The sequence below is a fragment of the Pseudomonas protegens CHA0 genome, from assembly GCF_000397205.1.
In the GTDB taxonomy this organism is placed as follows: domain Bacteria; phylum Pseudomonadota; class Gammaproteobacteria; order Pseudomonadales; family Pseudomonadaceae; genus Aquipseudomonas; species Aquipseudomonas protegens.
Window position 1 is genome coordinate 2,911,799 of record NC_021237.1, and the last position, 26,212, is coordinate 2,938,010.

The following is a 26,212-nucleotide window of genomic DNA, read 5'->3' on the forward strand; positions in this document are numbered from 1 at the left end:
TGGAACATGACTCAGCCTTTGCGTTTTGCCTTGAACCGAATGGTCGCACCGCACCTGCCTCTGGCGGATTTTCTTGACCTGGCACTGGCCTTGAAGATCGATGCAGTGGAGCTGCGCAATGACCTCAAGGGTGTGGAGATCGAGGATGGCACGCCCCCCGAGCAGGTCCGCGAGCTGTGTGAGCAGCGTGGCATCCGGCTGCTGTCGATCAATGCCCTGTACCCCTTCGACCTGTGGGATGAACAGCGCCGCCAGCAGTTGTTGCACCTGGCCGGTTATGCCCGCGCCTGCGGTGCCGAGGGCCTGGTGTTGTGCCCGCTGAACGACCCCGGCGACCGGCGCAGCGCGGGCCAGCGGGCCCAGGGGCTGGCGGCCGCCCTGACCCGGATCGCGGAGGTTCTTCGCCAGCATGGCCTGCGCGGTTTTGTCGAACCCCTGGGGTTTGCCGAGTGCGCCCTGCGTGACAAGCGCAGCGCCGTGGACGCGATCCGCGCCGTGGGCGCGCTGGATGTGCTGAGCCTGGTGCACGACACCTTCCACCACACACTGGCTGGCGAACCCCAGCTGTTCGCCGAGCTCACCGGGCTGGTGCATCTCTCCGGTGTCGAGGGGCCGCCACTGCCTCTGGCAGCGCTGCGGGACGGTCATCGGGTGCTGGTGGGCGCGGCGGACCGGCTGGGCAACACGACGCAGATCGCCGCGTTGCTGGCGGGCGGTTACCGCGGCTACCTGTCCTTCGAGCCCTTTGCCGCGAGCGTTCACGAGCGACCGGACCTGCAGCAGGCTCTGGAGCGCAGTATCCAGCACCTGCGCCAGGCCCTGGCCTGACCCCCCTTGTAGGCGCCGGCAAGCCGGCTTCTGCACAAAGAACAGTGAGAGTGCTGTATGGCCATTGAAGGAACACAGATGAGCACGATTCGACTGACCATGGCCCAGGCCCTGGTGAAATTCCTCGATAACCAGTACGTCGAGGTGGACGGGCAGCAGAGCCGGTTCGTTGCCGGGGTCTTTACGATCTTCGGCCACGGCAATGTGCTGGGCATCGGCCAGGCGCTGCAGCAGGACCCGGGCCAATTGCGGGTGCACCAGGGCCGCAACGAGCAGGGCATGGCCCATGCCGCCATCGGGTTTGCCAAGCAGCACCTGCGGCGCAAGGTCTATGCCTGCACCGCTTCGGTGGGCCCCGGCGCGGCCAATATGCTGACCGCCGCGGCCACCGCCACGGCCAACCGCATTCCCTTGCTGCTGTTGCCCGGTGACGTGTTCGCCAGCCGCCAGCCGGACCCGGTGCTGCAACAGATCGAGCAGTTCCATGACCTGGGCATCAGCACCAACGATGCCTTCAAGGCGGTGAGCAAATACTGGGACCGGATCAACCGCCCGGAGCAGTTGATGAGCGCGGCGCTGCAGGCGATGCGAGTGCTGGCCGACCCGGCCCAAACCGGCGCGGTGACCCTGGCGCTGCCCCAGGATGTGCAGGCCGAGGCCTACGATTACCCGCTGAGCTTCTTCGCCCGACGGGTGCATCGCATCGACCGGCGGCCACCCACCGAAGCGATGCTGGCGGACGCCGTGGCGCTGCTGCGGGGCAAGCGCAAGCCGTTGCTGATCTGCGGTGGCGGGGTCAAGTACGCCGCGGCCAACCAGGCCTTGCAGGCCTTTGCCGAGCGCTTCGCGATACCGGTGGCCGAGACTCAGGCCGGCAAGAGCGCGCTGCTGTCCAGCCATCCATTGAACGTGGGCGGCATCGGTGAAACCGGCTGCCTGGCGGCCAACCTGCTGGCCCGGGAGGCCGACCTGATCATTGGCGTCGGTACCCGCTACAGCGATTTCACCACCTCGTCCAAGTGGCTGTTCCAGCACCCCCAGGTGCAGTTTCTCAACCTCAATATCAACCCCGGCGATGCCGTGAAGCTCGATGGCGTGCAACTGCTGGCCGATGCCCGGGCCGGCTTGCAGGCACTGGGCGAGGCCCTGGCCGGCAGCGCCTACCGCGCCGGCTGGGGCACTCGGGTGGCCGAGGCCAGGGCGCAGCTGGATGCCGAGCTGGAGCGGGTCCACGGCGTGCACTATCAGGGCGAGGATTTTGTGCCGGAGGTCAACGACGCGCTGGACCCGGCGGTGCTGCGCGAGTTCATCGAGCTGACCGGCTCCTGCCTGACCCAGAGCCAGGTGCTGGGGGTGCTCAACCAGACCCTGGCCGACGATGCGGTGATTGTCGCCGCTGCCGGCAGTTTGCCCGGGGACCTGCAACGCAGCTGGCGCAGCAAGGGGCTCAACACCTACCACGTGGAATATGGCTATTCGTGCATGGGTTATGAAATTGCCGCGGCCCTGGGGGTCAAGCTCGCCGCCCCCGAGCGCGAGGTCTATGCCCTGGTGGGCGACGGCTCCTACCTGATGCTGCATTCGGAGCTGCTGACCTCGATCCAGGAGCAACGCAAGATCAACGTGGTGCTGCTGGACAACATGGCCTTCGGCTGCATCAACAACCTGCAGCTGGGCCAGGGCCTGGACAGCTTCGCCACCGAGTTCCGCTACCGCAACCCAGACAGCGACCAGCTCGACGGCGGCCTGATCCCGGTGGACTACGCCATGAGCGCCGCGGCCTACGGCTGCAAGACCTACAAGGTGAGGAACCTGGAGCAGCTCCACGCCGCCCTGGCGGACGCCCGGCTGCAGCGGGTCTCGACCCTGATCGATATCAAGGTGCTGCCCAAGACCATGCTCCACGGCTACCTGTCCTGGTGGCATGTGGCGGTGGCCGAGGTCAGCGGCAGTGAGAGGGTGGCCGCCGCGGCCGCCGCCATCGATCAGCAGTTGGCCAAGGCGCGCCAGTACTGAAGCTCCCTAACCGAACAACCACAGGAGTACACCCATGTCTTTGCAGCTAGGCGTTATCGGCACTGGTGCCATAGGTCAGGATCACATTCGGCGTTGCAGCCAGACCCTGCAGGGCTGCCGGGTGGTGGCGGTGACCGACATCGACCCGCAGCAGGCGGCCCGGGTGCTGGCCGGGCTCACGCTTGAGGCCGAGGTCTACCCCGACGGCCATGCCCTGATCCAGGCGCCGGAGGTCCAGGCGCTGCTGGTGACGTCCTGGGGCCCGAGCCACGAAGAGTTCGTGCTGGCGGCCATCGCCGCCGGCAAGCCGGTGTTCTGCGAAAAGCCCCTGGCGGTGACTGCCGCCGGCTGCCGGCGCATCGTCGAGGCCGAGATTGCCCACGGCCGGCGCCTGGTGCAGGTGGGGTTCATGCGCCCCTACGACGCCGGCTACCAGGCGCTCAAGGCGGTGCTGGACAGTGGGCGCATCGGTGAGCCGCTGATGCTGCACTGCGCCCACCGCAACCCGCGGGTGGGGGAGAACTACAAGACCGACATGGCCATCACCGACACCCTGATCCACGAGCTGGATGTGCTGCGCTGGCTGCTGGCGGACGACTATGTGTCGGTGCAGGTGCTGTTCCCGCGCAAGACCGGCAAGGCCCACTCCCAACTGCGCGACCCGCAGATCGTGCTGCTGGAAACCGCCCGGGGCACGCGGATCGACGTGGAGATCTTCGTCAACTGCCAGTACGGCTACGACATCCAGTGCGAAGTGGTGGGCGAGAGCGGCATCGCCCGCCTGCCGGAGCCGCCCCAGGTCCAGCTGCGCAGCGCGGCCAGCCTGTCCAGCGCGATCCTGATGGACTGGAAGGAGCGCTTCATCGCCGCCTATGACGTCGAGCTGCAGGCCTTTGTCGATGGCGTGCGCGCTGGCCGGGTGGGTGGGCCCTCGGCCTGGGACGGCCTGGCCGCGGCGGTGGCGGCCGACGCCTGCATCGAGGCCCAGCAGAGCGGGGCGATCGTCCCCATCAGCCTGCCCCAGCGCCCGGCGCTCTACGCCTGAACCCCGGGATTTCTGTAGGCGCCGGCTTGCCAGCGAAGGTGTTTTCCAGGGCGCTGCAAGGCGTGCGGGCCCCTTCGCCGGCAAGCCGTCTCCTGCGGGAAGCGAGGGATCGGGCTGCTGGAAATGCAATTGCAGTAAAATTCTAAAATGAGTTGATATAGAAATTATTTTCCAATAAAGTCGTTTCCAGGTAGCCGACCCTACAAGGTTCCCATGGCCTTCAAGCCCCGCTTGAGCCCTGGAGAACCCACCAACAAGAACAAACAGGTGCCGTCGATGAAAACCTTCCGCTCTGCTCTGCAATGGCTGTCCCGTACCCGGGGCGCCGCCTCCCGCGATCTGCCCGTCACTCCCTGGTCCTCTCGTTTATTGACCCTGCTCAGCGGCCTGTGTGTCGAACACCAGGGCGCGCTGCTGGGCTGCATGCCCGGGGCCCCGGTTCTGTATTCGCCGGCCTGAGCACGGCCACCCACCAACAAGCATGTGGAGAACGACTCTTAATGAACATTCAGAACCGAGTGGCGTGTCTTGCCCTGTCGCTGATGCTGTTCAGTGGCGCGGCGCTGGCCCAGGTGCGCATCGGCGTGAGCATGTCGCAGTTCGACGACACCTGGCTGACCTACCTGCGCGAGTCCATGGACCAGAAGGCCAGGTCCATGCCCGAAGGCGTGCAGTTGCAGTTCGAGGACGCCCGCAGTGACGTGGTCAAGCAACTGAGCCAGGTGGAAAGCTTCATCAGCCAGAAGGTGGACGCCATCGTGGTCAACCCGGTGGATACCGCCGCCACTCGCAAGATCACCGAGGCGGCGGTCAAGGCCGGGATTCCCCTGGTCTACGTCAACCGTCGCCCGGACGACCTGAACCTGCCCAAGGGCGTGGTCACCGTGGCCTCCGACGACCTGGAGGCAGGCAAGATGCAGATGCAGTACCTGGCCGAGAAAATGGGCGGCAAGGGCAGCATCGTGATCCTTCTCGGCGACCTGGCGAACAACTCCACCACCAATCGCACCAAGGGGGTCAAGGAGGTGCTGGCCCGGTACCCCGGGATCAAGGTCGACCAGGAACAGACAGGCGTCTGGCTGCGGGACAAGGGCATGACCCTGGTCAACGACTGGCTGACCCAGGGCCGCGAGTTCAATGCGGTGGTGGCCAACAACGACGAGATGGCCATCGGTGCGGCCATGGCCCTGAACCAGGCCGGGGTGGCCAAGGGCAGCGTGCTGATCGCCGGGGTCGACGGCACCCCCGACGGGCTGCGCGCGGTGCAGCGCGGCGAGCTGGCGGTGTCGGTGTTCCAGGACGCCAAGGGCCAGGCCGACGGCTCGGTGGAAACCGCGGTGAAGATGGCCAACAAGCAGCCGGTGGACGCCGCGGTGTGGATTCCCTACCGCCTGATCACCCCGGAAACGGTCGCCCAGTTCAAGTAGGCGCCGGCCCTTCAATCACACGCGGGCCGGGCGGCGCTGGCTGCCCGGCCGCTGGAGTAGCTGATCATGAACGCTTGTGCTACTGCTTCGAGCCTGCACTCCCTGAGCCCGGCCGTGGCGCCCCAGGAGCCCTACCTGCTGGAAGTGCTGAATGTCAGCAAGGGCTTTCCCGGGGTGGTGGCCCTGGCCAACGTGCAACTGCGGGTGCGCCCCGGCACGGTCCTGGCGCTGATGGGCGAGAACGGTGCCGGTAAGTCGACCCTGATGAAGATCATCGCGGGCATCTATCAGCCCGACTCCGGCGAACTGCGCCTCAAGGGCCGGCCGGTGACCTTCGCCACGCCGCTGGCGGCGCTGCAGGCGGGGATCGCCATGATCCACCAGGAACTCAACCTGATGCCGCACATGAGCATCGCCGAGAACATCTGGATCGGCCGCGAGCAACAGAACCGCCTGGGCCTGATCGACCACCGGGAAATGCACCGCTGCACCGCCGCCTTGCTGGCGCGCCTGCGCATCGAACTGGACCCCGAGGAGCAGGTGGGCAACCTGAGCATCGCCGAGCGCCAGATGGTGGAGATCGCCAAGGCGGTGTCCTATGACTCCGACGTGCTGATCATGGACGAGCCGACCTCGGCCATCACCGACAAGGAGGTGGCGCACCTGTTCTCGATCATTGCCGACCTCAAGGCCCAGGGTAAGGGCATCGTCTATATCACCCACAAGATGAACGAAGTGTTCGCCATTGCCGATGAAGTGGCGGTGTTTCGCGATGGCGCCTACATCGGCCTGCAACGGGCCGACAGCCTGGACGGTGACAGCCTGATCTCGATGATGGTGGGGCGCGAGCTGAGCCAGCTGTTTCCCCAGCGCGAGAAGCCTATCGGCGAGCTGCTGCTCAAGGTCCGCGACCTGCGCCTGGACGGGGTGTTCGCCGGGGTGTCGTTCGACCTGCATGCCGGGGAGATCCTCGGCATTGCCGGGCTGATGGGCTCGGGGCGGACCAATGTCGCCGAAACCCTGTTCGGCATCACCCCAAGCGATGGCGGCGAGATTGTCCTCGACGGCCAGCCCCTGCGCATCGGCGACCCGCACCGGGCGATCGAGAAGGGCCTTGCCCTGCTGACCGAGGATCGCAAGCTCAGTGGCCTGTTCCCCTGCCTGTCGGTCCTGGAAAACATGGAAGTGGCGGTACTGCCGCACTACGCCGGCGGCGGTTTTGTCCAGCAGAAGGCCTTGCGCGCCTTGTGCGAGGACATGTGCAGGAAACTGCGGGTCAAGACCCCGTCCCTGGAGCAATGCATCGACACCCTGTCCGGGGGCAATCAGCAGAAGGCCCTGCTGGCGCGCTGGCTGATGACCCAGCCGCGGATCCTGATTCTCGACGAGCCGACCCGGGGCATTGACGTGGGGGCCAAGGCTGAGATCTACCGTCTGATCGCCAGTCTGGCCGGTGAGGGCATGGCGGTGATCATGATTTCCTCGGAACTGCCCGAGGTGCTGGGCATGAGCGACCGGGTCATGGTCATGCACGAAGGGCAGCTGATGGGCACCCTGGACCGCAACGAGGCGACCCAGGAACGGGTCATGCAACTGGCTTCGGGCCTGAACTAGACGACATTCAACCCAAGGGTGGTGGCTGGCAATGAACGCGATAATCGACAACAAACCCGCGGCGGTGGCAGTCAAGCCCCGGCGACGACTGCCCACCGAGCTGAGCATCTTCCTGGTGCTGATCGGTATCGGCCTGGTGTTCGAGCTGTTTGGCTGGATCGTCCGCGACCAGAGTTTCCTGCTCAATTCCCAGCGCCTGGTGCTGATGATTCTCCAGGTCTCGGTGATCGGCCTGCTGGCCATCGGCGTGACCCAGGTGATCATCACCACCGGCATCGACCTGTCTTCCGGTTCGGTGCTGGCCCTGTCGGCGATGATTGCCGCAAGCCTGGCCCAGACCTCGGACTTCACCCGGGCGGTGTTTCCCTCGCTGACCGACCTGCCGGTGTGGATCCCGGTGCTGGCCGGGCTCGGGGTCGGCCTCCTGGCGGGGGCGATCAACGGCAGTGTGATTGCCCTGACCGGCATTCCTCCCTTTATTGCCACCCTGGGGATGATGGTCTCGGCCCGGGGGCTGGCGCGTTACTACACCCAGGGCCAGCCGGTGAGCATGCTCTCCGATTCCTACACCGCCATCGGCCACGGGGCGATGCCGGTGGTGATCTTCCTGGTGGTGGCGCTGATCTTTCATATCGCCCTGCGCTACACCAAGTACGGCAAGTACACCTATGCCATCGGCGGCAACATGCAGGCGGCGCGGACTTCGGGGATCAACGTCAAGCGCCACCTGGTGATTGTCTACAGCATTGCCGGGCTGCTGGCGGGGCTGGCCGGGGTGGTGGCCTCGGCACGGGCCGCCACCGGTCAGGCGGGGATGGGCATGTCCTACGAGCTGGACGCGATTGCCGCGGCAGTGATCGGCGGCACCAGCCTGGCCGGCGGGGTGGGGCGCATCACCGGCACCGTGATCGGCGCGCTAATCCTCGGGGTCATGGCCAGTGGCTTCACCTTTGTCGGGGTCGATGCCTACATCCAGGACATCATCAAGGGCCTGATCATCGTGGTGGCGGTGGTCATCGACCAGTACCGCAACAAGCGCAAGCTCAAGCGCTGAGCAGGGGAGAGGCGCCGGCTGGTGCAGCAGCCGGTGTGCCAGCGAATACGCTCCCGAGCCCTGGCCCGCTCCAAAGGCCTCTTCGCCGGCCGGCCGGTGCCCCTGGAAATCGTTGAAAACGGCCAGAATCCGCCGTCCGGCACTGCCGTTTGTCTTCTAACAGACCCATGGCTATGGAATTTTTTGTTATAAACGCACTCCAATAAACGCCACCAAAGCCCGCATTTGCGGGCTTTGTGCGGTTTGTCGGACAGATTCGCTGTCATTTCAGTTGCTGCGCCCTCAAACCGGCCTTAGACTGCCGCCCCTCGTAAATTGAGTGCCGGGTGGCGCTTGGAAGGTATGGCGCCTTTCTGATGACCTGACGGGTCAACCGGAAACAGTTTGAATTCGCCTTAATGCACGTATTTTTTATAGAGAAATCAATGACCAAGGAAAAGTTGCTGGCCATGCCGGCGGATGACTACATGAATGCCGAGCAGCACGCTTTTTTCAGCGACCTGTTGCAAGCCATGAAGGTGGAAACCCACGAGCGCATCGAACAGAACCGGATCGCCATTGAAAGCCTGGACACCCCGGCTGACCCGGCCGACGCCGCTTCCGTCGAAGAAGAGCGCACCTGGTTGGTCAACGCCATTGATCGCGACCAGCGCATGCTGCCGCAACTGGAACAGGCCCTGGGCCGGATCAGCGACGACAGCTTCGGCTGGTGCGACGACAGCGGCGAGCCGATCGGCCTCAAGCGCCTGCTGATCAGCCCCACCACCAAGTACTGCATCGAGGCCCAAGAGCGCCACGAGCAGATCGACAAGCATCAGCGTCAAGCCTGATCGCCAGCCCCCGCCACAGCGGGGGCTCTGTTTTTTCGGGCAGTGCCCGCCCGCACATTCTCTTGATCTGCTGCAAACCCGCGACTAAGGGACCATGGATAATGGCCCTCTAGTGGCGTCTAATGCCGCAAACAATTAGAACGATGTGGGGTGACACAGATGTCAAGAGATGGATCTCTAGCGGCGCCGGTCGCACAGCCGCTGGCAACACCCGAAACCGCCGCCCGCTGGTGGGCGCCGTCCTTGCAGAGCGCGGCGCTGATGGCGCTGTTCGCCGGCCAGGCCCTGGGCGGCTGGTCGCTGTACCTGTGCCTGCCCGTGGCGGTGCTGGTGATCTGGCTGCCGCGGTTGCGCGGGCGCGGGCGGCCCCTGGTGGCGAACGCGACGGCTGACGATCAGTTGTCGGCGCTGACCCGCGACCTGTCCTACGGCACCACCCATAACGCACTGTCCGCGGCGGGCGTGGCCTACTCGGTGACCCAGCTGGCAGGCAAGCTGCAATCCCAGCTCGACGCCGCCGCGCGCATCGTCGGCAACGCCGAAGTGATGATCAAGACCGAGCAGGTCACCTCCCAACTCAGCCAGCAGGCCCTGGGCGCCGCCAGCGAGGCCCACGCCAGCAGCGCCGAAGGGCGCACGGTGCTGGGGGAATCCATCAGCCGCATGCACCTGCTCAGCCAGCGCGCCAATGGCAGCCGTGAGCTGATCGAGGCCCTGAGCCAGCGCAGCGAGGAGATCCAGCGGGTGACCCTGGTGATCCAGTCCATCGCCAGCCAGACCAACCTGCTGGCGCTGAATGCGGCCATCGAGGCGGCCCGGGCCGGGGAACACGGGCGCGGTTTCGCGGTGGTGGCCGATGAGGTGCGCGGGCTGGCCGGGCGCACCGCCGCGGCCACCGACGAGGTCGGGGTGATGGTGGCAGATATCCAGCAGCGCACCAGCGACGTGGTGGAGCAGATCCGCCAGCTGGCCGACGACCTCAACCTGGGGGTCGAGCAGGTGGAGCACACCGGTCGTCACCTGGACAACATCGCGCGCCTGGCGGCCGGGGTGGAAGGGCAGGTCAGCGAGATCGCCCGGGGCGCCGAGACCAACCGCGAGCAACTGGACAGCCTGTTTCATGCCGTGGAGCAGATGCGCAGCGACCTGGCGGTCAGCGACCAGCAGACCCGCAGCCTGGCGCAGGCCGCGGTGCAGATGGAAGGGCAGGCGGAAACCATCAGCGAACGCCTGGCGGCGGTGGGCCTGGATGACTATCACCAGCGCATCTACGACCTGGCCCGCGAAGGCGCGCGGCGCATTGCCGAGCAGTTCGAGGCCGACCTGGAGCAGAACCGCATCAGCCTCGACGATCTGTTCGATCGTCACTACCAGTTGATCGCCAACACCGACCCGGCCAAATACCAGACCCGCTTCGACCGCTACACCGATCAGGTGCTGCCGCCGATCCAGGAATCCCTGCTGCCGCGCCACGATGGCCTGGTGTTCGCCATCGCCTGTACCCAGGAAGGCTACGTGCCGACCCACAACAAGGTTTTTTCCCAGCCGCTGACCGGCGATCCCGAGGTGGACAACCTGCATAACCGCAGCAAGCGCAAGTTCGCCGACCGCACGGGGATCCGCTGTGGCAGCCACCAGCAACCGCTGCTTCTGCAGACCTATACCCGGGATACCGGCGAGCTGATGCATGACCTTTCGGTGCCGATCATGGTCCGCGGCCGGCACTGGGGCGGGCTGCGCCTGGGTTACAAACCCGAGCAGGCGCCAGGCTCGGGCAAGGGCTGAGGCCTCCATTGTTACGCTATCGGTAATGCTGCAATGCAGGAACAGGCTGTTCCAGGGGCCGGCAAGTTAGTTAGTATGCCAACATCGTTAGGCAGCTAACTAATTTTCTGGAGGTAGCTCCATGCACAGCAAAGTCGATGTAGCGGTGATGATTGGCAGCGGCGTGCCAGCCAGCCTGCGGGCCGAGGGCCGTCGTGCGTGCTGGGTGGTTCTGGTCAATGGCGAACAGCGCGGCACGGCCTTTGCCAGCCGCGCCGAGGCCGAGGAGTGCCGGCTGGCCTGGCAGCAGCAGCTGCAGGTGCTGCTGCCCGGCGGCCGGCACCTGCGGCATTCGGCTTAACCGGCCTGGTGCAGGCGCAGGTTGAGCTCGTCCACCACGGGCGCCCAGTCGGCGTCTTCGCGCAGTTGCTGTTTGAGAAAGGCCGCTTGCTGGGGCGTCCAGAAGGGGGCGTCGATCATTTTCAGGTCTTCGTCCAGGGGCGAGTGCCGGGCGATGAAACCATCGATGGCGGCGGGGCTGGAATCCAGGCCCAACTGGTCGAACAGCCCTTCGAGGTTATGGGTGGGCGCTTCCATGGTGATCTCCTTGGGTGACGGGCAGCACCGGCGCTGCCTCAGTGCATCTGAGGCATGGCGGGCGCGCAAGTTCGATCCAAGGGTTCAGGCCAGGGTGCCGCTCTCGGCCTGGAACAACGCCGTCTGGGCCATGGACAGGGCAGTGCTGTAGGCCATGACCTGGGCCCGGGCGGACGACAGGGCCATGGCCCGGCCGGTGTCGGAGCCGGAACTGGCGCCCTTGACCGTGGCCAGGCGGGCCTTGGCCCGTTGCAGTTTCTGTTGCAGCAGCTCGATCTGCTTTTTCAGTTGGCGGATGCGTTTTTTCTTCGCCAGCAACAGCGCCTCTTCCGGGGTTTGCGCGCTGGAGCGGCTCAGGACCAGGGTCTCGCCGTCGTCCGAGGCTTCCAGTACCGCAGTGCTTGGATCCGGCTTGAGGAAGTCGGCCAGGCGAGATGGGGGTTTCAAGTCGATCATCATGATGCTCTTAAACGGATCTCGCCTTTGTATCGGTCGCGCTGTCGGATCCTTGACTGGCGCTGTCTGTCAGGCGTTCAGGGCGCCCTGGTCGATGGCCTGCTTGAGGGCCTTGGCCGACGCTCTGGCTGCCGCGGCAGCGTCTTCCGAGGTCTTGAACCAGCGATCGCGTTCCACCTGGTGGAAGGTGACCTGGGTCAGTGGGGGTTTGGCGCGCATGGCAATCACGGCCTGGAACTCGCCTTCGACTTCTCTGCACTCGCCACGAATGAAAAACTCGCCAATATCTAGTTCGGTCACTTCTAGCCTTCCCTTGGAGATGAGTGAGTGCTTGAACGCCCCCCAAGAGGGGGGCATTCAATCAATGGCGGAGTATGGCAGTTGTTGGGTGATGGCGGGCTGAGTTATATCATTTGGATTCTAGGTGGCGATTATTCTGATGATCTAATCTGAAACTTCCTGCTTCTGTTGCTGGGTAATATTACCGGCTGCGCGTCAACTCCGGCTTTTGCTGAAGTGGGGGCGCGCGAAGCCGGTGTGCGCTTTAAATAGTCGAAATGCACAAAGTTGCTCTAGAATTGCCTCTGCAACCCGAAGTGGCTGCCGACCGGGGGAATCGTGACCCGGGTGCATCCGGCCAGCAGGCCTGTTCCAGCACCCACCCCCGACGACGCGCCGCCACGCTTTGCGGGTCAGAGCTCACTCCTCACGCCTTCGACATGTGCCTGATGCATCGGCGAAATGCCCCTTGCTCAGTGCCGCCGCCAGCGTCGTGGCCAGGAGTGCCAGCTGCACTTGTGTGTATTGGGTAACCGATTGGGGTGACTACGCCGTCATGGCGGTTTTTTCGTGCCGTCCGTTTTTTTCCGGGCGACATCATTTTGAGTATCGGGGAGTGTTCCTTGGCAGTAAGTAATCTTGAAATGCATGCATTGTTCGTGTTGGGTGATTTGCGCGCAAAGCTGGTCAAGCAGTTCCAATCTCGTTTTGTCTACCTCACCGAACAGTCCGCCGAAGGCATCTACGTCGCCGAGATCGACACCGAGACGGCCCTGGTGGTGGACGACAAGCCGCGCCTTGAACTCAAGGTCGGCGATCATTTTCGCGCCGCCGTGCTGCCCAGCCGTGAAGGCGGCAAGATGGAGATCCGCTTTCGCGAGATCAAGCTGACGGTCTACGGCCTGGGCGACTACGCCTTTGTCAGCAGCCCCCTGGGGCAGGGCATCCTGTTCAAGGAAGGCCATTCGGTGGTGACCGTGTTTGCCGCCAACGAGCAGTTGCAGGAAGGCCTGACCAAGACCCTCAAGGCGGTGACCGCCAAGGCCGCCAAATGGCGCAAGGGCGAACTGGTGAGCTTCAAGGCCAGCGAGTGATGAGCCAGGGCCGCGCCGCGTTTCACCATGAGCATCAACAGGCCGCGAGCGCTGAAGCCCAGCGCCTGTTCGCGCAGAAGACCGTGCTCCAGGGCGCCTGGCTGAACTGGGTCGCCGCCCAGCTGTACAACCTGCGCCCCGCGGCCTACGCCAGCATGGTGCGCCGCGAGTTGCAGCGGTTGCAGGAGCCTCCGGCCTCTTGAGCGGCCATCCGGGAATGGCCTGGGGTTGAAACTACTGAACCTCTACTACAGTCAGTTGACTTAATGCTTTGGGGGCCGTGCGCTTAGGCGCTGCCTGCCCCTGTGGCCCAGGTCCTGACCCAAGAGGTGTACCCCGATGAAAGGAATCCGCGCGCTGCTGGCCAGCAGCCTGTTGAGCCTTGCCGCCCTGAGTACGGCGCAGCCGGTTGTGGCGGCGCCGCAACCGATTCATTTCGCCGACCTGAACTGGGAAAGCGGCAGCCTGATCACCGAGATCCTGCGGATCATGGTGGAGCAGGGCTATGGCTTGCCCACCGACACCTTGCCCGGCACCACCATCACCCTGGAAACGGCCCTGGCCAACAACGACATCCAGGTGATCGGCGAAGAGTGGGCGGGGCGCAGCCCGGTGTGGGTCAAGGCCGAGGCCGAAGGCAAGGTGCAGGCCCTGGGGGATACGGTCAAGGGCGCCACCGAAGGCTGGTGGGTGCCGGAATACGTGATCAAGGGCGACCCGGCCAAGGGTATAAAGCCCCTGGCGCCGGAGCTGCGCAGCGTGACCGACCTGGCCCGCTACAAGGACGTGTTCAAGGACCCGGAGAGCCCGGACAAGGGGCGTTTCCTCAACAGCCCGATCGGCTGGACCTCGGAGATCGTCAACCAGCAGAAGCTCAAGGCCTATGGCCTGCAGGACAGCTACGTGAATTTTCGCAGCGGTTCCGGAGCGGCCCTGGATGCGGAGATCAGCTCGGCGATCCGTCGCGGCAAGCCAATCCTGTTCTACTACTGGTCGCCCACGCCGCTGCTCGGGCGCTTCAAGCTGGTGCAACTGCAAGAACCGCCCTTTGACGCCGAAGCCTGGAAGACCCTGACCGACGCCGCCAACCCCAACCCCCGGCCAACCCGTTCCCTGGCCTCCAGGTTGTCGATCGGGGTGTCCACGCCATTCCAGAAGCAGTACCCGCAACTGGCGCAGTTCTTCGCCAAGGTCGACCTGCCCATCGAGCCCCTGAACCGCGCCCTGGCGCAGATGAGCGAGAACCACAGTGCCCCGCGGGACGCGGCCCGGGCCTTCCTCAAGCAGCACCCCGACGTCTGGCGCGCCTGGGTGCCCCGGGACGTGGCGGACAGGATCGCCGCCACCTTGTAGGCACCGGCGTGCCGGCGAATGGGCCCTTGAACCTTGCGCCCGGCGGGTGCAGGGCAGGGGTCAGAAGCGGGTCTGCACCGCCACCTCGAAGGTTCGCGGCTGGCCCAGGTAGTACGCCGGGGACACATGGGCGAACTGGCCATAGACCTCGTTGGTCAGGTTGCGCACCCGGCCGGTCACTGTGGTGTGGCTGTCGACCTTGTAGCGCAGGAAGCTGCCGTACAGGGTGTAGGCGGGCATCCGCAGGGTGTTGGCGTTGTCGGCGTATACCGAGGCCACGTAGCGCGCATCGACCCCGGTCTGCCAGTTGGGCGACAGGTCATAGGTCAGCCACAGGTTGGCCAGCCGGTCCGGTACGTTGGTCGGCGTGTTGCCCTTGCGTGAAACCACCGCGCCGCTGGCGATCTTCTCGTTGAACTCGCCGTACTCGGCATCCACCCAGGCGAAGTTGGCTTGCGCCAGTAGCTTGGGGGTGATGTGCAGGGAACTGGCCAGCTCGATGCCCCTGGAGGTCTGCTGGCCCACCGGGATGCTGTTGGCCGGGTCCAGGGGATCGGTGACGGCAAAGTCCTTGCGCTCGATGCGATAGGCGGCAACGGTCGCCGAACCCCGTCCTTGCAGGTAGTCGAACTTGCTGCCCACTTCCCATTGCTTGCCCGTGGACACCTCGAAGTTCTGAGTGCCACTGGGCTGCTCGGCGGCGGTGCTGTACTGCACGTAGACATTGGCGCTGGGCAGGAACTGCCAGGTCAGGCCCAGGCGCCCGGTGACCGGTTCCCAGCTGCGCTTGAGGTGGCGCGGGTTGCTGGCGGTGATCAGCCGGTGGTTGGTCACGTCCAGGTCGATGGCGTCGTAGCGCAGGCCGCTGAGCAGTGACAGCTCGTCGCTCAGGGCCAGGCGGTTCTCGACGAACAGGGCGCGGGTGGTGACCTGGTTGGTCTTGTCCTTGGCCCAGCCCTGGCGGGTGCCCTTCAGGTCATAGAAGTACCCCGGCTGGAAGTTGCCGGGATCGACGCTGTTGCTGGCCGGCACGTTCCAGGGCGAGTTGGTGGTGCTGTTGACCTTGTACTCAAAACCCCCGGACCAGGTGGTGTCGAGGCCGAACAGCTGATCGTCGTGGCGCAGTTCGAACTGGTTGCCGTCCTGCTGGCCCTGGTGCCGTACCAGGTAGGCGGTCGAGCGGTTCACCCGGCTGTTGTCGGCGTTGTACTGGTAGGTCTCCAGGTTGCGATAGTCGCGCTGGCTGTCCAGGTGGTAGAGGGTGTTGCGCAGGCTGGTGCTGGGGTTGATCCGGTAGTCGATGATCGAGCGCAGCCACACCGTGCGTTGCTCATACAGGCCATCGGCGACGTTGTAGTTGTTGAAGCGGTTGTGCTTGTCGATCTTCAGCTCACCGGCCTTGGGATTGAGCACCGGGGTGCCCCAGTAGGGGCTGTCCTCGTGTTCATCCTGGTATTCCACCGCCAGGGTGTGGGACAGGTCCGGGGTCAGGTCGCTGAGCAGGGAGAAGGCCAGGCTCCAGGCATCCCTTTCCTGGCGGTCGATGTAGCCGTTGCTGGTGTTGTGGCTGACGTCCAAGCGCGCGTAGTGCTGCACCTCGGCGCCGGCCGGGCTGAGGGCGTGGTTGACCCCGAAAGCGGTCTGGGTGGTGTCGTAGCTGCCGTAGCCGAGCAGGCCTTCGGCGGCCTGTTCGCGGCGGTCCGCGAGTTTGGTCACGTAGTTCAGCGAACCGCCCACGGAGCCGGCGCCATTGATCAGTGACGAGGGGCCGCCCACCAGTTCCACCCGGTCGTAGATCCAGGCGTCCACCGGCCGGGCCAGGCCGGTGGCGACGTTGATGCCGTTGAACATCTGGGTGATCTGGCTGCTGGTGAAGCCACGGTAGGAGACGAAGCCGCCGAACCCCGGCGGCGCACTGGCGTTGACCCCGGGCAGGGCGTTGGCCGCTTCCTGGAAGGTGCGGGCGCCGCTTCGCTCCAGGTCCTGGCGGCTGGCCACGGCCACCGAGGCCGGGGTTTCGCGCAGGCTCAGGCCCAGGCGCGAGGCCATGCCGCTGGACTGGTCCAGGTTCAGGCCCGGCTCGGCATCGGCCTCATCGGCGCCGATGGTGGTGGGGGCCAGTTCGAGGCTCGGCTGTCCCCAGGCATTGATCGACAGGCAGCCCAGCAGGCTCGCCAGCAAAGGAAGGTGTTTCATCGGTGCATCCTGAATTCTTGGCTAGGAAAAGGCCCACGAACGCGCGCCGCGCGACAGCGCAGTGGGCAGGTTGAGCACGAGCAGGAATCAGGCGAGAGGCGGTGCCCGGGGATGGGCCGCGGGCCAGGTGGAGCGGGCGGGGAGGTCGGTCTTGGCCAGGGTGCGCGCAAGCGGGGCCTGGGGCTGCGGCAGCAGGGCCAGGGTCAGGCTGGAGTTCAGGGCCGGGCCCATGCCGCCGGTGGAGCACAGCGGGCAACCGAAGGCTTTGGATAGAGTGGGCAGGGAGCCCTGGTCGGCCGGTTTCTGCAGCGGCGCCTGGGTGGCAGGGTCGACGCTGCAGAACTGCCCGCCGATGCCGTTGAGCTGCATGCCGAGCATCTGCCCGTGGCCGATGCTGCAGGCGAACACGTTGAACAGGACGCAGCAATAGAGCATCCAGGCAACGAGCGAGCGATCGGAACGGGCAAATTTCATGGGGCGGCACTTTATCATCGAAGGCGACGAACGTACTTACAAAAACGGTCAATCGAGTCCATTCTTCAGCGACATTTTCTGCACGGACGTCTGAACATGAATCTTCTGCTCGCACAGGGGGTGGCTGGCAGCTTCCTGTTGATCAGTCTGATCCATCTGTACTGGGCTACGGGTGGCAAGCGTGGCAGTGATGCGGTGATTCCCGAGGTGCCGGGGCCGGGGCCCGGCATGACCCAGCCGGCGTTCCGTCCGCCGGCCCTGGCCACGATGCTGGTGGCAGTGGCTTTGTTGCTGGTGGCGATGCTGGTGTGCCTGAGGGTCGGGCTCTACCTGCCGACGGTGACCCACCCGTCTCTGCAGTGGGTGATCAGCGCCATTGCCTTGCTGATGTTCGCCCGGGCCATCGGCGACTCCGAGCTGGTGGGTTTTTTCAAGGAAGTCCGGGATTCGAAATTCGCCCGCCTCGACACCCTGTTCTATTCCCCCCTGTGCGTGGTGCTGGGGACCGGGTTGCTGGTGCTGGCCTGGGCCTGAGGGCAGTCAGCCGGCGCTGGCCAGTGCAGGAACTGGCTGGTGCAGGAGCTGGCTTGCCAGCGAAGGCGTTTTCGAAGTCGCCGCAAGGCTCACGGGCCTCGTCGCCGGCAGCCGGCTCCTAGGTGCAGCGGATGTGCTCAGTTGCCGGTTTCGCTGCGTTTGCTGCTGATTTCCGCCGGCACATCGTCGCCGGCCATGCGCTTGCGAAACAGCGCGGCCCGCGCCAGCAGCAGGGTGGTCACCGGTACGGTGATGGACATCAGCACCGGGATCAGCCAGGCGTGCAGCACCGGCCCGGACTTGAGCGCGGAAAAGTACAGGATCGACGCCAGGGCCACGGCCCAGGAGCCCATGGTGGAGGCCAGGGCCGGCGGGTGCATGCGCTGGAAGTAGCTCTTCATGCGCAGGATGCCCAGGGCCCCGATCAGGGCAAACACACTGCTGATCACCAGCAACAAGGCCACCAGCACTTCCACCCAGAGTGGCAATTGTTCCAGGCTGTTCATTCGATCACCTCGCCACGCAGAAGGAATTTGGCCAGGGCGAAGGAGCCGACAAAGCCGAACAGGGCGATCAGCAGCGCCGCCTCGAAGTAGGTGTCACTGGCGTAGCGCACGCCCAGCACCAGCATCATCAGCATCGCCAGGATGTACAGGTAGTCCAGGGCCAGAACCCGGTCCTGGGCCGAGGGGCCCTTGAACAGGCGCACCAGGGTCAGGACCATGGCCAGGGAGAAAATGAACAGACTCAGCAAGATCGCGTTGGTCAGCAGGACACTCATTCGAAAATCTCCATCAGCGGGCGCTCGTACGTGGCCTTGAAGTGCTGGATGAATTGCGCCTCGTCCTTCAGGTCGAAGACGTGCAGCAACAGCAGGCTGCGGTCCAGGGACAGCTCGGACCAGACCGTGCCCGGTACCACCGTGGTGATGGTAGACAGCGCCGCCAGGCCATTGGCGTCCCGCAGGTCCAGGGGGATCTTGACGAAGGCCGAGTGCACCGGGCGCCGGCCGTTGTTGAGCACGCCCCAGGCCACCAGCAGGTTGGACACCAGCACGTCGCGGCCCACCACCAGGAACAGGCGCAGGATGGTGCCCGGGCGGCGGATGCGGATCGGCAGGGGCCGCAGGGGCTGCATCAGCAGCGGTGCGAGAAAGCCCAGCAGGGCGCCCAGCAGCAGGTTGCCCGGGCTGAGGGACAGGTTCAGCACCAGCCAGAGCAGCCACAGTGCCAGGGACAGGAATGGCGCGGGGAACAGGCGCTTCATGGGTGCACCTCCACTGCCGCTGCGGTCTTGGATTCAGGGCTGAGCACGGTGCGGGTGCCCAGCACCGCCATCACGTAATGCTCCGGGTGGTTGAGGCTGTCGGCGGTGGCCTGGGTGAAGCGCAGCAACGGCTCGGCCTTGAAGCTGAGCAGCACGCAGAGCCCCAGCAGCGCCACGATCGGCAGGCACTCCAGGCGCCGCAGCACCGGCGAAGGGCGTTCCTCCGGGGTCCAGAAGCGCTGCACACCCAGGCGGGCAAAGGCAATCAGCGAGGCCAGGCCCGAGAGGATCAACAGCGCCAGGAAGCACCAGGCCGCCGGGGTGATCGGCGCGCCCTCGCTGGCCCCCAGGCCCTCGGGGTTGAGCAGGGCGGCAATCAGGTTGAGCTTGCCGATGAAGCCCGATAGCGGCGGCATGCCGATGATCAGCAAGGCGCAGGCGATGAAGCTCAGGCCGAGGAAGGCCATGGTCCAGGGGATCACCTGGCCGACCACCACTTTCTGTTCATCGTCGAGGTTGCTGCCCCGTGGCGGGTGCAGCGACTCCATGGGCCGCGGCAGGATCTCGCCTTCATCCTCCAGGGGGATCTCATTGGCCGAGCGCGAACGCTCGATCAGTTCTGCCAGCAAAAACAGCGCGCACATCGCCAGGGTCGAGCTGAACAGGTAGAACAGCGCCGCGCCGGTAAGGGCCGGCTGAGCGAAGCCGATCACCGAGATCAGGATGCCGGCCGACACCAGGATGCTCAGGCTGGCCATGCGCTCCAGGCGCTGGGCCGGAAGAATCGCCAGGGCCGCGCAGAAGATCGTCGCCATGCCGCCGTACACCAGCCACTGGCTGCCGAAATAGGCCGAGGCCCCGGCTTGCCCGGAGAACAGCAGGGTCCACAGGCGCAGTACGGTGTACACACCGACTTTGGTCATGATGGCGAACAGTGCCGCCACCGGCGCGCTGGCCGAGGAGTAGGCGGGCACCAGCCAGAAGTTCAGTGGCCACATCCCGGCCTTGGCCAGGAAGGCGATCGCCAGGATCGCCGTACCGGCGTGCAGCAGGCCGCGGTCGGCTTCCGGCACCAGGGGGATCTTCATCGCCAGGTCGGCCATGTTCAGGGTCCCGGTGACCCCGTAGATCATCGCCGTGCCGATCAGGAACAGCGACGAGGCCAGCAGGTTGATGGTGATGTAGTGCAGCCCCGAAGACACCCGCGCGCGCCCCGAGCCGTGCAGCATCAGGCCGTAGGACGCCGCCAGCAGCACCTCGAAGAACACGAACAGGTTGAACAGGTCGGCGGTCAGGAAGGCCCCGTAGAGGCCCATCAGCTGGATCTGGAACAGGGCATGGAAACTGGCCCCGGCGCCGTCCCAGCGGGCCATGGCGAACAGCAGCGCGCTGACCCCGATGATACCGGTGAGCACCAGCATCAGCGCCGACAGGCGATCGACCACCAGCACGATGCCGAACGGCACCTGCCAGTTGCTGGGCAGGTACACGCCGAAGGAGCCGGTGGCGCCCTGGACCTGGGTCCAGTACAGCAGGTAGCCCGCCAGGCACAGGCCCAGCAGGGTGGAGAGCAGGTTGATCCGGGCTTTCAGCGGGCGATGCTTTTCCCCCAGCAGCAACATGATGCCCGCGGTCAGCAGCGGCAGGAGGATGGGGGCGACGATCAGGTGCGACAACGGATTCATTCCTTGGGCTCCCGGCCATCGACGTGGTCGGTGCCGGTCAGGCCCCGGGAAGCCAGGAGCACCACCAGAAACAGCGCGGTCATGGCGAAGCTGATGACGATGGCCGTGAGCACCAGCGCCTGGGGCAGCGGGTCGGTGTAGTGCAGCAGGTCCTGGGGCACGCCCTCCTTGACGATCGGCTCCTTGCCGATGAACAGGCTGCCCATGCTGAAGATGAACAGGTTGACCGCGTAGGACAGCAGGCACAGGCCCATCACCACCTGGAAGGTCCGCGGGCGCAGCACCAGCCAGACTCCGGAAGCGGCGAGGACCCCAATGGCGATTGCGATGACTTCTTCCATCAGGCGGCTCCGTTCTGAGTCAGGGATTTGGCCTGGCTGGCCGGCTTGTGGGCCCGCACCGACTGGTGCGCCAGGGCCGTGAGGATCAGCAGGGTCGCGCCCACCACCACGGCGTACACGCCGATGTCGAAGAACAGCGCGCTGGCGATGTGGATGTCACCGAACAGCGGCAGGTCCACATGCAGCGTGTGGGTGGTCAGGAACGGGTAGCCCCAGGCCAGGGCGCCGAGGCCGGTGGCCAGGGCAACCAGCAGCCCGGTGCCCATCCAGCGCAGCGGCCGCAGGCTCATCTGGGCCTCGACCCACTGGGTGCCCGCCACCATGTACTGGAGGATGAAGGCCACCGACATCACCAGCCCGGCGACGAAACCGCCGCCCGGCAGGTTGTGCCCGCGCATGAACAGGTAGAAGGACACCACCAGGGCAATCGGCAGCAGCAGGCGCACCAGCACCGCCGGCACCATCATGAAGCCCAGGGCGGTGTCGCTGGCCTGGCGCGGGTTGACCAGGTCGGTGACCACGTCCGGGGCCAGCAGGCGCTGCTGCGCCGGCAACTGCATGCTTTCCTTGGGCGGGCGGAAGCGGCGCAGCAGGGCGAATACGGTCAGGGCCACCGCCGCCAGCACGGTGATCTCACCCAGGGTGTCGAAGCTGCGGAAGTCCACCAGGGTCACGTTGACCACATTGGTGCCGCCGCCTTCGGGCAGGGCGCGGCTGAGGTAGAACGAGGAAATGTCGTTGGGGGTGGGGCGGGTCAGCATGGCGTAGGACAGCACTGCCATGCCCAGGCCCACGGCCACCGACAGGCTCAGGTCACGCAGGCGGCGGATGCGCGCCTTGGGCACGCTGCTGGGCAGGGGCGAGACGTCCTCGATCCGCCGTGGCAGCCAGCGCAGGCCGAGGAGGATCAGCACCGTGGTCACCACTTCCACCACCAGCTGGGTCAGGGCCAGGTCCGGCGCCGAGAACCAGACGAAGGTCACGCAGGTCATCAGCCCGCAGACGCTGACCATGGTCAGGGCGGCCAGACGGTGGTACTTGGCTTGCCAGGCGGCGCCCAGGGCGCAGGCGATGGCCAGCAGCCAGAAGGTCACGAAGACGATGGAACCGGGGATCTTCGGCCGGTCGCCCCAGGTCAGCTGGCTGTAGAGCATGGGGATCAGCCCGGCGATCACCGCCGCCAGGATCAGCACGAACAGCTGGGTCTGCAGGCGCTTGGTGCTCAACCGGCGTTCCAGGCGCCGGGCCAGGCGGGTCATGCCCACCAGGCTGCGCTCGAACAACAGCTTGCCGTTGAGACGGCCCACGCCCGGCGGGTAGGCGAAACGGCCCGCCACCAGCGGCTTGTGCAGCAGCAGGTAGAGGACGATGCCGCAGGACATGGCGATCAGGCTCATGATCATCGGGGCATTGAGGCCGTGCCAGATGGCCAGGCTGTACTCGGGCAGGGTTCCGCCCACCACCGGCAGCGCCGCGGCGGCCAGCAGCGGGCCGATGATCTGCGCCGGGAAGATCCCCACCAGCAGGCAGGTGAACACCAGCAGTTCAACCGGGGCACGCATCCAGCGCGGCGGCTCGTGGGGCGTGTGCGGCAGGTCGGTGGCCGGTTCGCCGAAGAACACGTCGACCGTGAAGCGCAGGGCGTAGGCGACGCTGAAGGTCCCGGCGATGGTAGCGATCACCGGCAGGGCGATTTCCACCCAGGCGCTGGAGTTGATGAACACCGTCTCGGCGAAGAACATCTCCTTGGACAGGAAGCCGTTGAGCAGCGGCACCCCGGCCATGGAGGCGCTGGCCACCATGGCCAGGGTCGCGGTGTAGGGCATCAGCTTGATCAGGCCGTTGAGCTTGCGGATGTCGCGGCTGCCGCTTTCGTGGTCGATGATCCCGGCCGCCATGAACAAGGACGCCTTGAACGTGGCGTGGTTGAGAATGTGGAACACCGCCGCCACCGCGGCCAGCGGGCTGTTCAGGCCCAGCAGCAGGGTGATCAGCCCCAGGTGGCTGATGGTGGAATAGGCCAGCAGGCCCTTGAGGTCGTTCTGGAACATCGCGCAGTAGGCGCCCAGCACCAGGGTGCAGGCCCCGGCGCCGCTGACGATGTAGAACCATTCTTCAGTGCCGGACAACGACGGCCACAGGCGGGCCAGGAGAAACACCCCGGCCTTGACCATGGTCGCCGAGTGCAGGTACGCCGAGACCGGGGTCGGCGCGGCCATGGCGTGGGGTAGCCAGAAGTGGAAGGGGAACTGCGCGCTCTTGCTCAGGGCGCCCAGCAGGATCAAGGGCAACAGGATCGGGTAGAGCGCGTGGGCGCGTATCTTGTCTCCGGCAGCCAGTACCTGGTCCAGGTCGTAGCTGCCCACCACATGGCCGAGCAGCATGACCCCGGCCAGCAGGCACAAGCCCCCGGCACCGGTGACCATCAACGCCATGTAGGCGCCGCGGCGGGCATCGGAGCGGTGGTGCCAGTAGCCGATCAGCAGGAAGGAGAAGAGGCTGGTGAGCTCCCAGAAGAACACGATCTGGATCAGGTTGCCGGAAATCACCAGGCCGAGCATGGCCCCCATGAAGGCCAGGAAGAAGGCGAAGAAACGCGGCACCGGATCTTGCGGCGACATGTAATAACGCGCGTAGAGCGCCACCAGGCTGCCGATGCCCAGCACCAGCAGCGAGAACAGCCAGGCGAAGCCGTCCAGGCGCAGCACGAAGTTCAGCCCCAGGCTCGGCAGCCAGGCATACTCCTCGCGAATCACCCCGCCATCGGCGATCTGTGGGTACAGCAGAGCCACCTGGATGGTGCCAATGAGTGCCACCAGGCCGGCCAGCAGAGATTCGGTGTTACGTGCGTTGTGCGGCAACAGGGCCGCCAGACAGCTGCCGATGAATGGCAGAAGCAGTAGAACTATCAGGGACATAGGCTTCTAATCTGCGGAAAAGTATGACGCATAATACGTGCCAGGCTCTGGATCACCAACCGCCATGCGCGGCCCGGGCCCCCTAAGAAATGTTACATACGCTTTCAAAGGTAGGAGACAAATGCCTGATGCGCCCGTTCACCGGGTGCTGTGGGGCAAATGCCCTGCCCAGCTCAAGCCGCCACAAGGATCGACAAGGGTGCACATGATTAAAGGATCGGCCTTGGGCCGGCTGTTTCGACGGGGCGCGTTCGCCGTGCTGTTCACCGCCTTCGGTGCGGCATCGGGCATTGGCCTGGAGCATTATCTGGATCGCCCCGACATGCTCAAGACCCGCCAGGCGCTGGTCATCGAAGGCCCGCAGGGGGATGAGCGCAACTATGTGCTGCCGCCGGGCACGGTGCTCTATTTCGACCGCGCCTTTGCCGAGGGGCATGCGCTCTACCACGCCTACTTCTACTATCACGGCGAGCCTGAAAATGACCGGGTACTGCTGGAGCCCAAGCACAAGGGCTCCCTGACCGTCCCCACCTGGCTCTACGCCCCCGGGGACCCCGCACTGTAGGCGCTGGCCTATCAGCGAGAGCGCCTGCAAGAGCACCTTCGCCGGCAAGCCGGCTCCTACAGTCCCCACCACTACCCCAGCCAGCGAAAGGGCCCTCAAGAGCCCCCTCACCAGCAAGCCGCCCCCCGCAGCGGGCCGTTGCTCAGGACTCCACCGCCTCGCCGCTCTGCTGTCCGGCTTCTGCCTTGGGCTTCCATTCGCTGATGATCACCGCCAGCACGATCAAGGCGCCGCCCAGCAACGCCAGCCCCGGCAGGCGCTCCCCGGCGATGCGCCCGACAATCCCGGCCCACACCGGCTCGCCGGCATAGATCAGGGTGGCGCGGGTCGGCGAGACGCTTTTCTGCGCCCAGTTCATTGCCAGCTGGATCACCGCGCTGGCAGCCCCCAGGCCCAGGGCGCTGGCCAGCAGCAGCCAGGAAAACCCCGGCAGCGCTTCCCCGGTCGGCCACACCATGGCGAACGCCAGCAGCGAGGTGACCGCCAGTTGCACCACGGTGACCCGGCGCACATCCACCCGCCCGCCGAAGCTGCTGATGAGGATGATCTCCGCGGCAATGGCCACGGTACTGATCAGGGTGGCGATCTCCCCGGGGCTGAAGTCCAGGGAGGCGCCATTGGGCCCGGACAGCAGCATCAGCCCGGTGAACGCCAGCATGATGCCGATACTCGGCAGCAACCCCGGGCGCTTGCCCATGAACAGCCATTGCAGCAACGGCACGAAGGGCACATAAAGGGCGGTGATGAACGCCGACTGGCTGCTGGGAATGCTTTGCAGGCCCACGGTCTGCAAACCGTAGCCGAGCATGATCGCGGTACCGATAAAGGCCCCGGCGCGCAGTTCGAACAGGGTCAGGCCGCGCAAGTGGCGCAGTGAGAATGCACCGACCATGCAGGCCGCTGCGGCAAAGCGCAGGCCGACGAAGAACATCGGCCCGCTGACGCTCATGGCGTTCTGCACCAGCAGGAAGGTGCCGCCCCAGATCATGGTGATCAGCACCAGCACGGCTTCGGCCTTGCTCAACTTGAACTGGAATCCGCGGGAGGGCGTTGCTGTCATGGCCTTGCGTGCTACCTGAGGGGGACGCACAATGCGCCGGAAGTTGGGCAGTATACTGCGCAGGCCCCGGGAGTGAGCAATATAGTGCACAAAGAAAACGTCCAGCGGGCCTCGGTCCTGCAACATGTCAGCCTCAACGTCCGCCGCCTGCGCAATGCCGCGGGTTTGAGCCAGAGCGCCCTGGCGGAAAAATCCAATGTCAGCCGGCGGATGCTGGTGGCGATAGAGGCGGGGGAGAAGAACGTCAGCCTCGGCACCCTGGACCGGGTGGCCGAAGCCCTGGACGTGGCCTTCAGCGACCTGATCCAGGCCCCGGAATCCCGGGATTCGAGCCGCATCAACGAGCTGGCCTGGGCCGGTGCTATCCCCGGCAGCAAGGCGCTGCTCCTGGCCAAGGCCGAGGCCACCCGTGAAGTGGAGCTTTGGGAATGGCAGCTGGAGCCTGGCGAGGTCTATCACTCGGAGTGCGACGCCGAGGGCTGGAGCGAGCAGATCTACGTCTTCGAAGGCTGCCTGACGGTGTTCTTCGGCGACACTGAACGGCGCCTGGAATGCGGTGACTTCTTCATGTTCGCCAGCCACGTGCCCCACGGCTACCGCAACGACGGCACCCGGGCCACGCGCTTCGTGCGCAATGTGGTGATCTGACGCCCCGTGGCCCGGCAAGCGCTGTTTGCCCAGCAACAGCAGTTGGACATTTTGCCTGTTTTCAATTGATGTCTTTTAGCTGAATTATCAAGCAACTTACTGATATTAAAGGTTTTTATATTTAGGCACGACTCCTGCAATTGTCCTGGAAAGAACCCCGCGACGGGT

General features: G+C 65.4%; 28 protein-coding genes. 16 read left to right on the forward strand and 12 right to left on the reverse strand.

Features of this window, described 5'->3' with window-relative positions; all coding sequences use genetic code 11:
* Nucleotides 1-6: 6 nt before the first annotated feature.
* From PFLCHA0_RS13265 to PFLCHA0_RS13310, 10 genes are all read left to right on the forward strand, one after another.
* Complete coding sequence (locus PFLCHA0_RS13265) at nt 7-828, forward strand: TIM barrel protein (RefSeq protein WP_015635314.1); 822 nt, start codon at nt 7-9, stop codon at nt 826-828.
* A 78-nt stretch (nt 829-906) separates the two neighbouring features.
* The gene (gene iolD, locus PFLCHA0_RS13270) at nt 907-2,844 is read left to right on the forward strand and encodes a 3D-(3,5/4)-trihydroxycyclohexane-1,2-dione acylhydrolase (decyclizing) (RefSeq protein ID WP_015635315.1); all 1,938 of its coding nucleotides are present in this window, start codon (nt 907-909) and stop codon (nt 2,842-2,844) included.
* Between the two features lie 34 nt (nt 2,845-2,878).
* Nucleotides 2,879-3,889 carry a bifunctional inositol 2-dehydrogenase/D-chiro-inositol 1-dehydrogenase gene (gene iolG / locus PFLCHA0_RS13275; RefSeq protein ID WP_015635316.1) on the forward strand — a complete coding sequence of 337 codons (1,011 nt, stop codon included), beginning with the start codon at nt 2,879-2,881 and terminating at the stop codon, nt 3,887-3,889.
* Between the two features lie 213 nt (nt 3,890-4,102).
* Nucleotides 4,103-4,348, forward strand: coding sequence for a hypothetical protein (locus PFLCHA0_RS13280; protein ID WP_011060888.1), 246 nt, complete (start codon nt 4,103-4,105; stop codon nt 4,346-4,348).
* 41 nt (nt 4,349-4,389) lie between these two features.
* Nucleotides 4,390-5,316 carry a sugar ABC transporter substrate-binding protein gene (locus PFLCHA0_RS13285; RefSeq protein WP_011060889.1) on the forward strand — a complete coding sequence of 309 codons (927 nt, stop codon included), beginning with the start codon at nt 4,390-4,392 and terminating at the stop codon, nt 5,314-5,316.
* A 66-nt stretch (nt 5,317-5,382) separates the two neighbouring features.
* Nucleotides 5,383-6,930 carry a sugar ABC transporter ATP-binding protein gene (locus PFLCHA0_RS13290; protein WP_015635317.1) on the forward strand — a complete coding sequence of 516 codons (1,548 nt, stop codon included), beginning with the start codon at nt 5,383-5,385 and terminating at the stop codon, nt 6,928-6,930.
* A 31-nt stretch (nt 6,931-6,961) separates the two neighbouring features.
* Nucleotides 6,962-7,984: an ABC transporter permease gene (locus PFLCHA0_RS13295; RefSeq protein ID WP_011060891.1), complete on the forward strand. Its 1,023-nt coding sequence runs from the start codon at nt 6,962-6,964 to the stop codon at nt 7,982-7,984.
* A 425-nt stretch (nt 7,985-8,409) separates the two neighbouring features.
* Nucleotides 8,410-8,814 (forward strand): TraR/DksA family transcriptional regulator, encoded by a 405-nt coding sequence (locus tag PFLCHA0_RS13300; protein ID WP_011060892.1) that lies wholly within the window; start codon nt 8,410-8,412, stop codon nt 8,812-8,814.
* Nucleotides 8,815-9,360: 546 nt separating this feature from the next.
* Nucleotides 9,361-10,599: a methyl-accepting chemotaxis protein gene (locus PFLCHA0_RS13305; RefSeq protein ID WP_374046142.1), complete on the forward strand. Its 1,239-nt coding sequence runs from the start codon at nt 9,361-9,363 to the stop codon at nt 10,597-10,599.
* Nucleotides 10,600-10,720: 121 nt separating this feature from the next.
* Nucleotides 10,721-10,939 carry a hypothetical protein gene (locus PFLCHA0_RS13310; protein ID WP_015635320.1) on the forward strand — a complete coding sequence of 73 codons (219 nt, stop codon included), beginning with the start codon at nt 10,721-10,723 and terminating at the stop codon, nt 10,937-10,939.
* Here the strand turns inward: PFLCHA0_RS13310 and PFLCHA0_RS13315 are convergent.
* From PFLCHA0_RS13315 to PFLCHA0_RS13325, 3 genes are all read right to left on the reverse strand, one after another.
* Nucleotides 10,936-11,175 carry a DUF2789 domain-containing protein gene (locus PFLCHA0_RS13315; protein ID WP_011060895.1) on the reverse strand — a complete coding sequence of 80 codons (240 nt, stop codon included), beginning with the start codon at nt 11,173-11,175 and terminating at the stop codon, nt 10,936-10,938. The genes PFLCHA0_RS13310 and PFLCHA0_RS13315 overlap by 4 nt on opposite strands.
* An 84-nt stretch (nt 11,176-11,259) precedes the next feature.
* Entirely contained in the window at nt 11,260-11,622 is a 363-nt protein-coding gene (locus PFLCHA0_RS13320; RefSeq protein WP_169891827.1) for an RND family efflux transporter, read from the reverse strand.
* 78 nt (nt 11,623-11,700) lie between these two features.
* Entirely contained in the window at nt 11,701-11,931 is a 231-nt protein-coding gene (locus tag PFLCHA0_RS13325) for a hypothetical protein (RefSeq protein ID WP_026020108.1), read from the reverse strand.
* Between the two features lie 602 nt (nt 11,932-12,533).
* On the opposite strand from PFLCHA0_RS13325, the gene PFLCHA0_RS13330 reads away from it, so the two are divergent.
* From PFLCHA0_RS13330 to PFLCHA0_RS13340, 3 genes are all read left to right on the forward strand, one after another.
* Complete coding sequence (locus PFLCHA0_RS13330; protein WP_026020109.1) at nt 12,534-13,004, forward strand: hypothetical protein; 471 nt, start codon at nt 12,534-12,536, stop codon at nt 13,002-13,004.
* Nucleotides 13,004-13,207: a hypothetical protein gene (locus PFLCHA0_RS13335; RefSeq protein ID WP_015635322.1), complete on the forward strand. Its 204-nt coding sequence runs from the start codon at nt 13,004-13,006 to the stop codon at nt 13,205-13,207. Before PFLCHA0_RS13330 ends, PFLCHA0_RS13335 begins: the two co-directional genes overlap by 1 nt.
* Nucleotides 13,208-13,343: 136 nt before the next feature.
* Nucleotides 13,344-14,357 carry an ABC transporter substrate-binding protein gene (locus tag PFLCHA0_RS13340; protein ID WP_015635323.1) on the forward strand — a complete coding sequence of 338 codons (1,014 nt, stop codon included), beginning with the start codon at nt 13,344-13,346 and terminating at the stop codon, nt 14,355-14,357.
* A 60-nt stretch (nt 14,358-14,417) separates the two neighbouring features.
* Here the strand turns inward: PFLCHA0_RS13340 and PFLCHA0_RS13345 are convergent, their stop codons facing one another.
* A complete protein-coding gene (locus PFLCHA0_RS13345; RefSeq protein WP_015635324.1) occupies nt 14,418-16,553 on the reverse strand; it encodes a TonB-dependent receptor in 2,136 nt (711 codons plus the stop codon).
* A gap of 87 nt (nt 16,554-16,640) precedes the next feature.
* Nucleotides 16,641-17,027 carry a DUF2946 domain-containing protein gene (locus tag PFLCHA0_RS13350; protein WP_172621745.1) on the reverse strand — a complete coding sequence of 129 codons (387 nt, stop codon included), beginning with the start codon at nt 17,025-17,027 and terminating at the stop codon, nt 16,641-16,643.
* A gap of 96 nt (nt 17,028-17,123) precedes the next feature.
* Between PFLCHA0_RS13350 and PFLCHA0_RS13355 the strand changes: the two genes are divergently transcribed.
* Nucleotides 17,124-17,561 (forward strand): DUF3995 domain-containing protein, encoded by a 438-nt coding sequence (locus PFLCHA0_RS13355; protein ID WP_015635326.1) that lies wholly within the window; start codon nt 17,124-17,126, stop codon nt 17,559-17,561.
* A 137-nt stretch (nt 17,562-17,698) separates the two neighbouring features.
* Here PFLCHA0_RS13355 and PFLCHA0_RS13360 read toward each other — a convergent pair whose 3' ends face one another.
* Genes PFLCHA0_RS13360 through PFLCHA0_RS13385 form a run of 6 tightly spaced genes read right to left on the reverse strand, consistent with a single transcriptional unit; the run spans nt 17,699 to nt 23,771 of the window.
* Nucleotides 17,699-18,067, reverse strand: coding sequence for a Na+/H+ antiporter subunit G (locus PFLCHA0_RS13360; RefSeq protein ID WP_011060902.1), 369 nt, complete (start codon nt 18,065-18,067; stop codon nt 17,699-17,701).
* Entirely contained in the window at nt 18,064-18,342 is a 279-nt protein-coding gene (locus tag PFLCHA0_RS13365) for a K+/H+ antiporter subunit F (protein ID WP_011060903.1), read from the reverse strand. Before PFLCHA0_RS13365 ends, PFLCHA0_RS13360 begins: the two co-directional genes overlap by 4 nt.
* Nucleotides 18,339-18,827, reverse strand: a complete 489-nt coding sequence (locus PFLCHA0_RS13370; protein ID WP_011060904.1) for a Na+/H+ antiporter subunit E — start codon at nt 18,825-18,827, stop codon at nt 18,339-18,341. Before PFLCHA0_RS13370 ends, PFLCHA0_RS13365 begins: the two co-directional genes overlap by 4 nt.
* On the reverse strand, nt 18,824-20,512 hold the full coding sequence (locus tag PFLCHA0_RS13375; protein ID WP_015635327.1) for a monovalent cation/H+ antiporter subunit D: 1,689 nt from the start codon (nt 20,510-20,512) through the stop codon (nt 18,824-18,826). Before PFLCHA0_RS13375 ends, PFLCHA0_RS13370 begins: the two co-directional genes overlap by 4 nt.
* Nucleotides 20,509-20,853, reverse strand: a complete 345-nt coding sequence (locus tag PFLCHA0_RS13380) for a Na+/H+ antiporter subunit C (protein ID WP_015635328.1) — start codon at nt 20,851-20,853, stop codon at nt 20,509-20,511. Before PFLCHA0_RS13380 ends, PFLCHA0_RS13375 begins: the two co-directional genes overlap by 4 nt.
* A complete protein-coding gene (locus PFLCHA0_RS13385; RefSeq protein WP_011060907.1) occupies nt 20,853-23,771 on the reverse strand; it encodes a monovalent cation/H+ antiporter subunit A in 2,919 nt (972 codons plus the stop codon). Before PFLCHA0_RS13385 ends, PFLCHA0_RS13380 begins: the two co-directional genes overlap by 1 nt.
* A gap of 205 nt (nt 23,772-23,976) precedes the next feature.
* Here PFLCHA0_RS13385 and PFLCHA0_RS13390 point away from each other — a divergent pair, with 205 nt between their 5' ends.
* The gene (locus PFLCHA0_RS13390) at nt 23,977-24,336 is read left to right on the forward strand and encodes a hypothetical protein (RefSeq protein ID WP_169891825.1); all 360 of its coding nucleotides are present in this window, start codon (nt 23,977-23,979) and stop codon (nt 24,334-24,336) included.
* Between the two features lie 142 nt (nt 24,337-24,478).
* Here the strand turns inward: PFLCHA0_RS13390 and PFLCHA0_RS13395 are convergent, their stop codons facing one another.
* Nucleotides 24,479-25,486, reverse strand: coding sequence for a DMT family transporter (locus tag PFLCHA0_RS13395; protein ID WP_015635330.1), 1,008 nt, complete (start codon nt 25,484-25,486; stop codon nt 24,479-24,481).
* Here PFLCHA0_RS13395 and PFLCHA0_RS13400 point away from each other — a divergent pair.
* On the forward strand, nt 25,481-26,044 hold the full coding sequence (locus tag PFLCHA0_RS13400) for a helix-turn-helix domain-containing protein (RefSeq protein WP_011060910.1): 564 nt from the start codon (nt 25,481-25,483) through the stop codon (nt 26,042-26,044). The two genes, PFLCHA0_RS13395 and PFLCHA0_RS13400, sit on opposite strands and share 6 nt — an antisense overlap.
* Nucleotides 26,045-26,212: the final 168 nt, after the last annotated feature.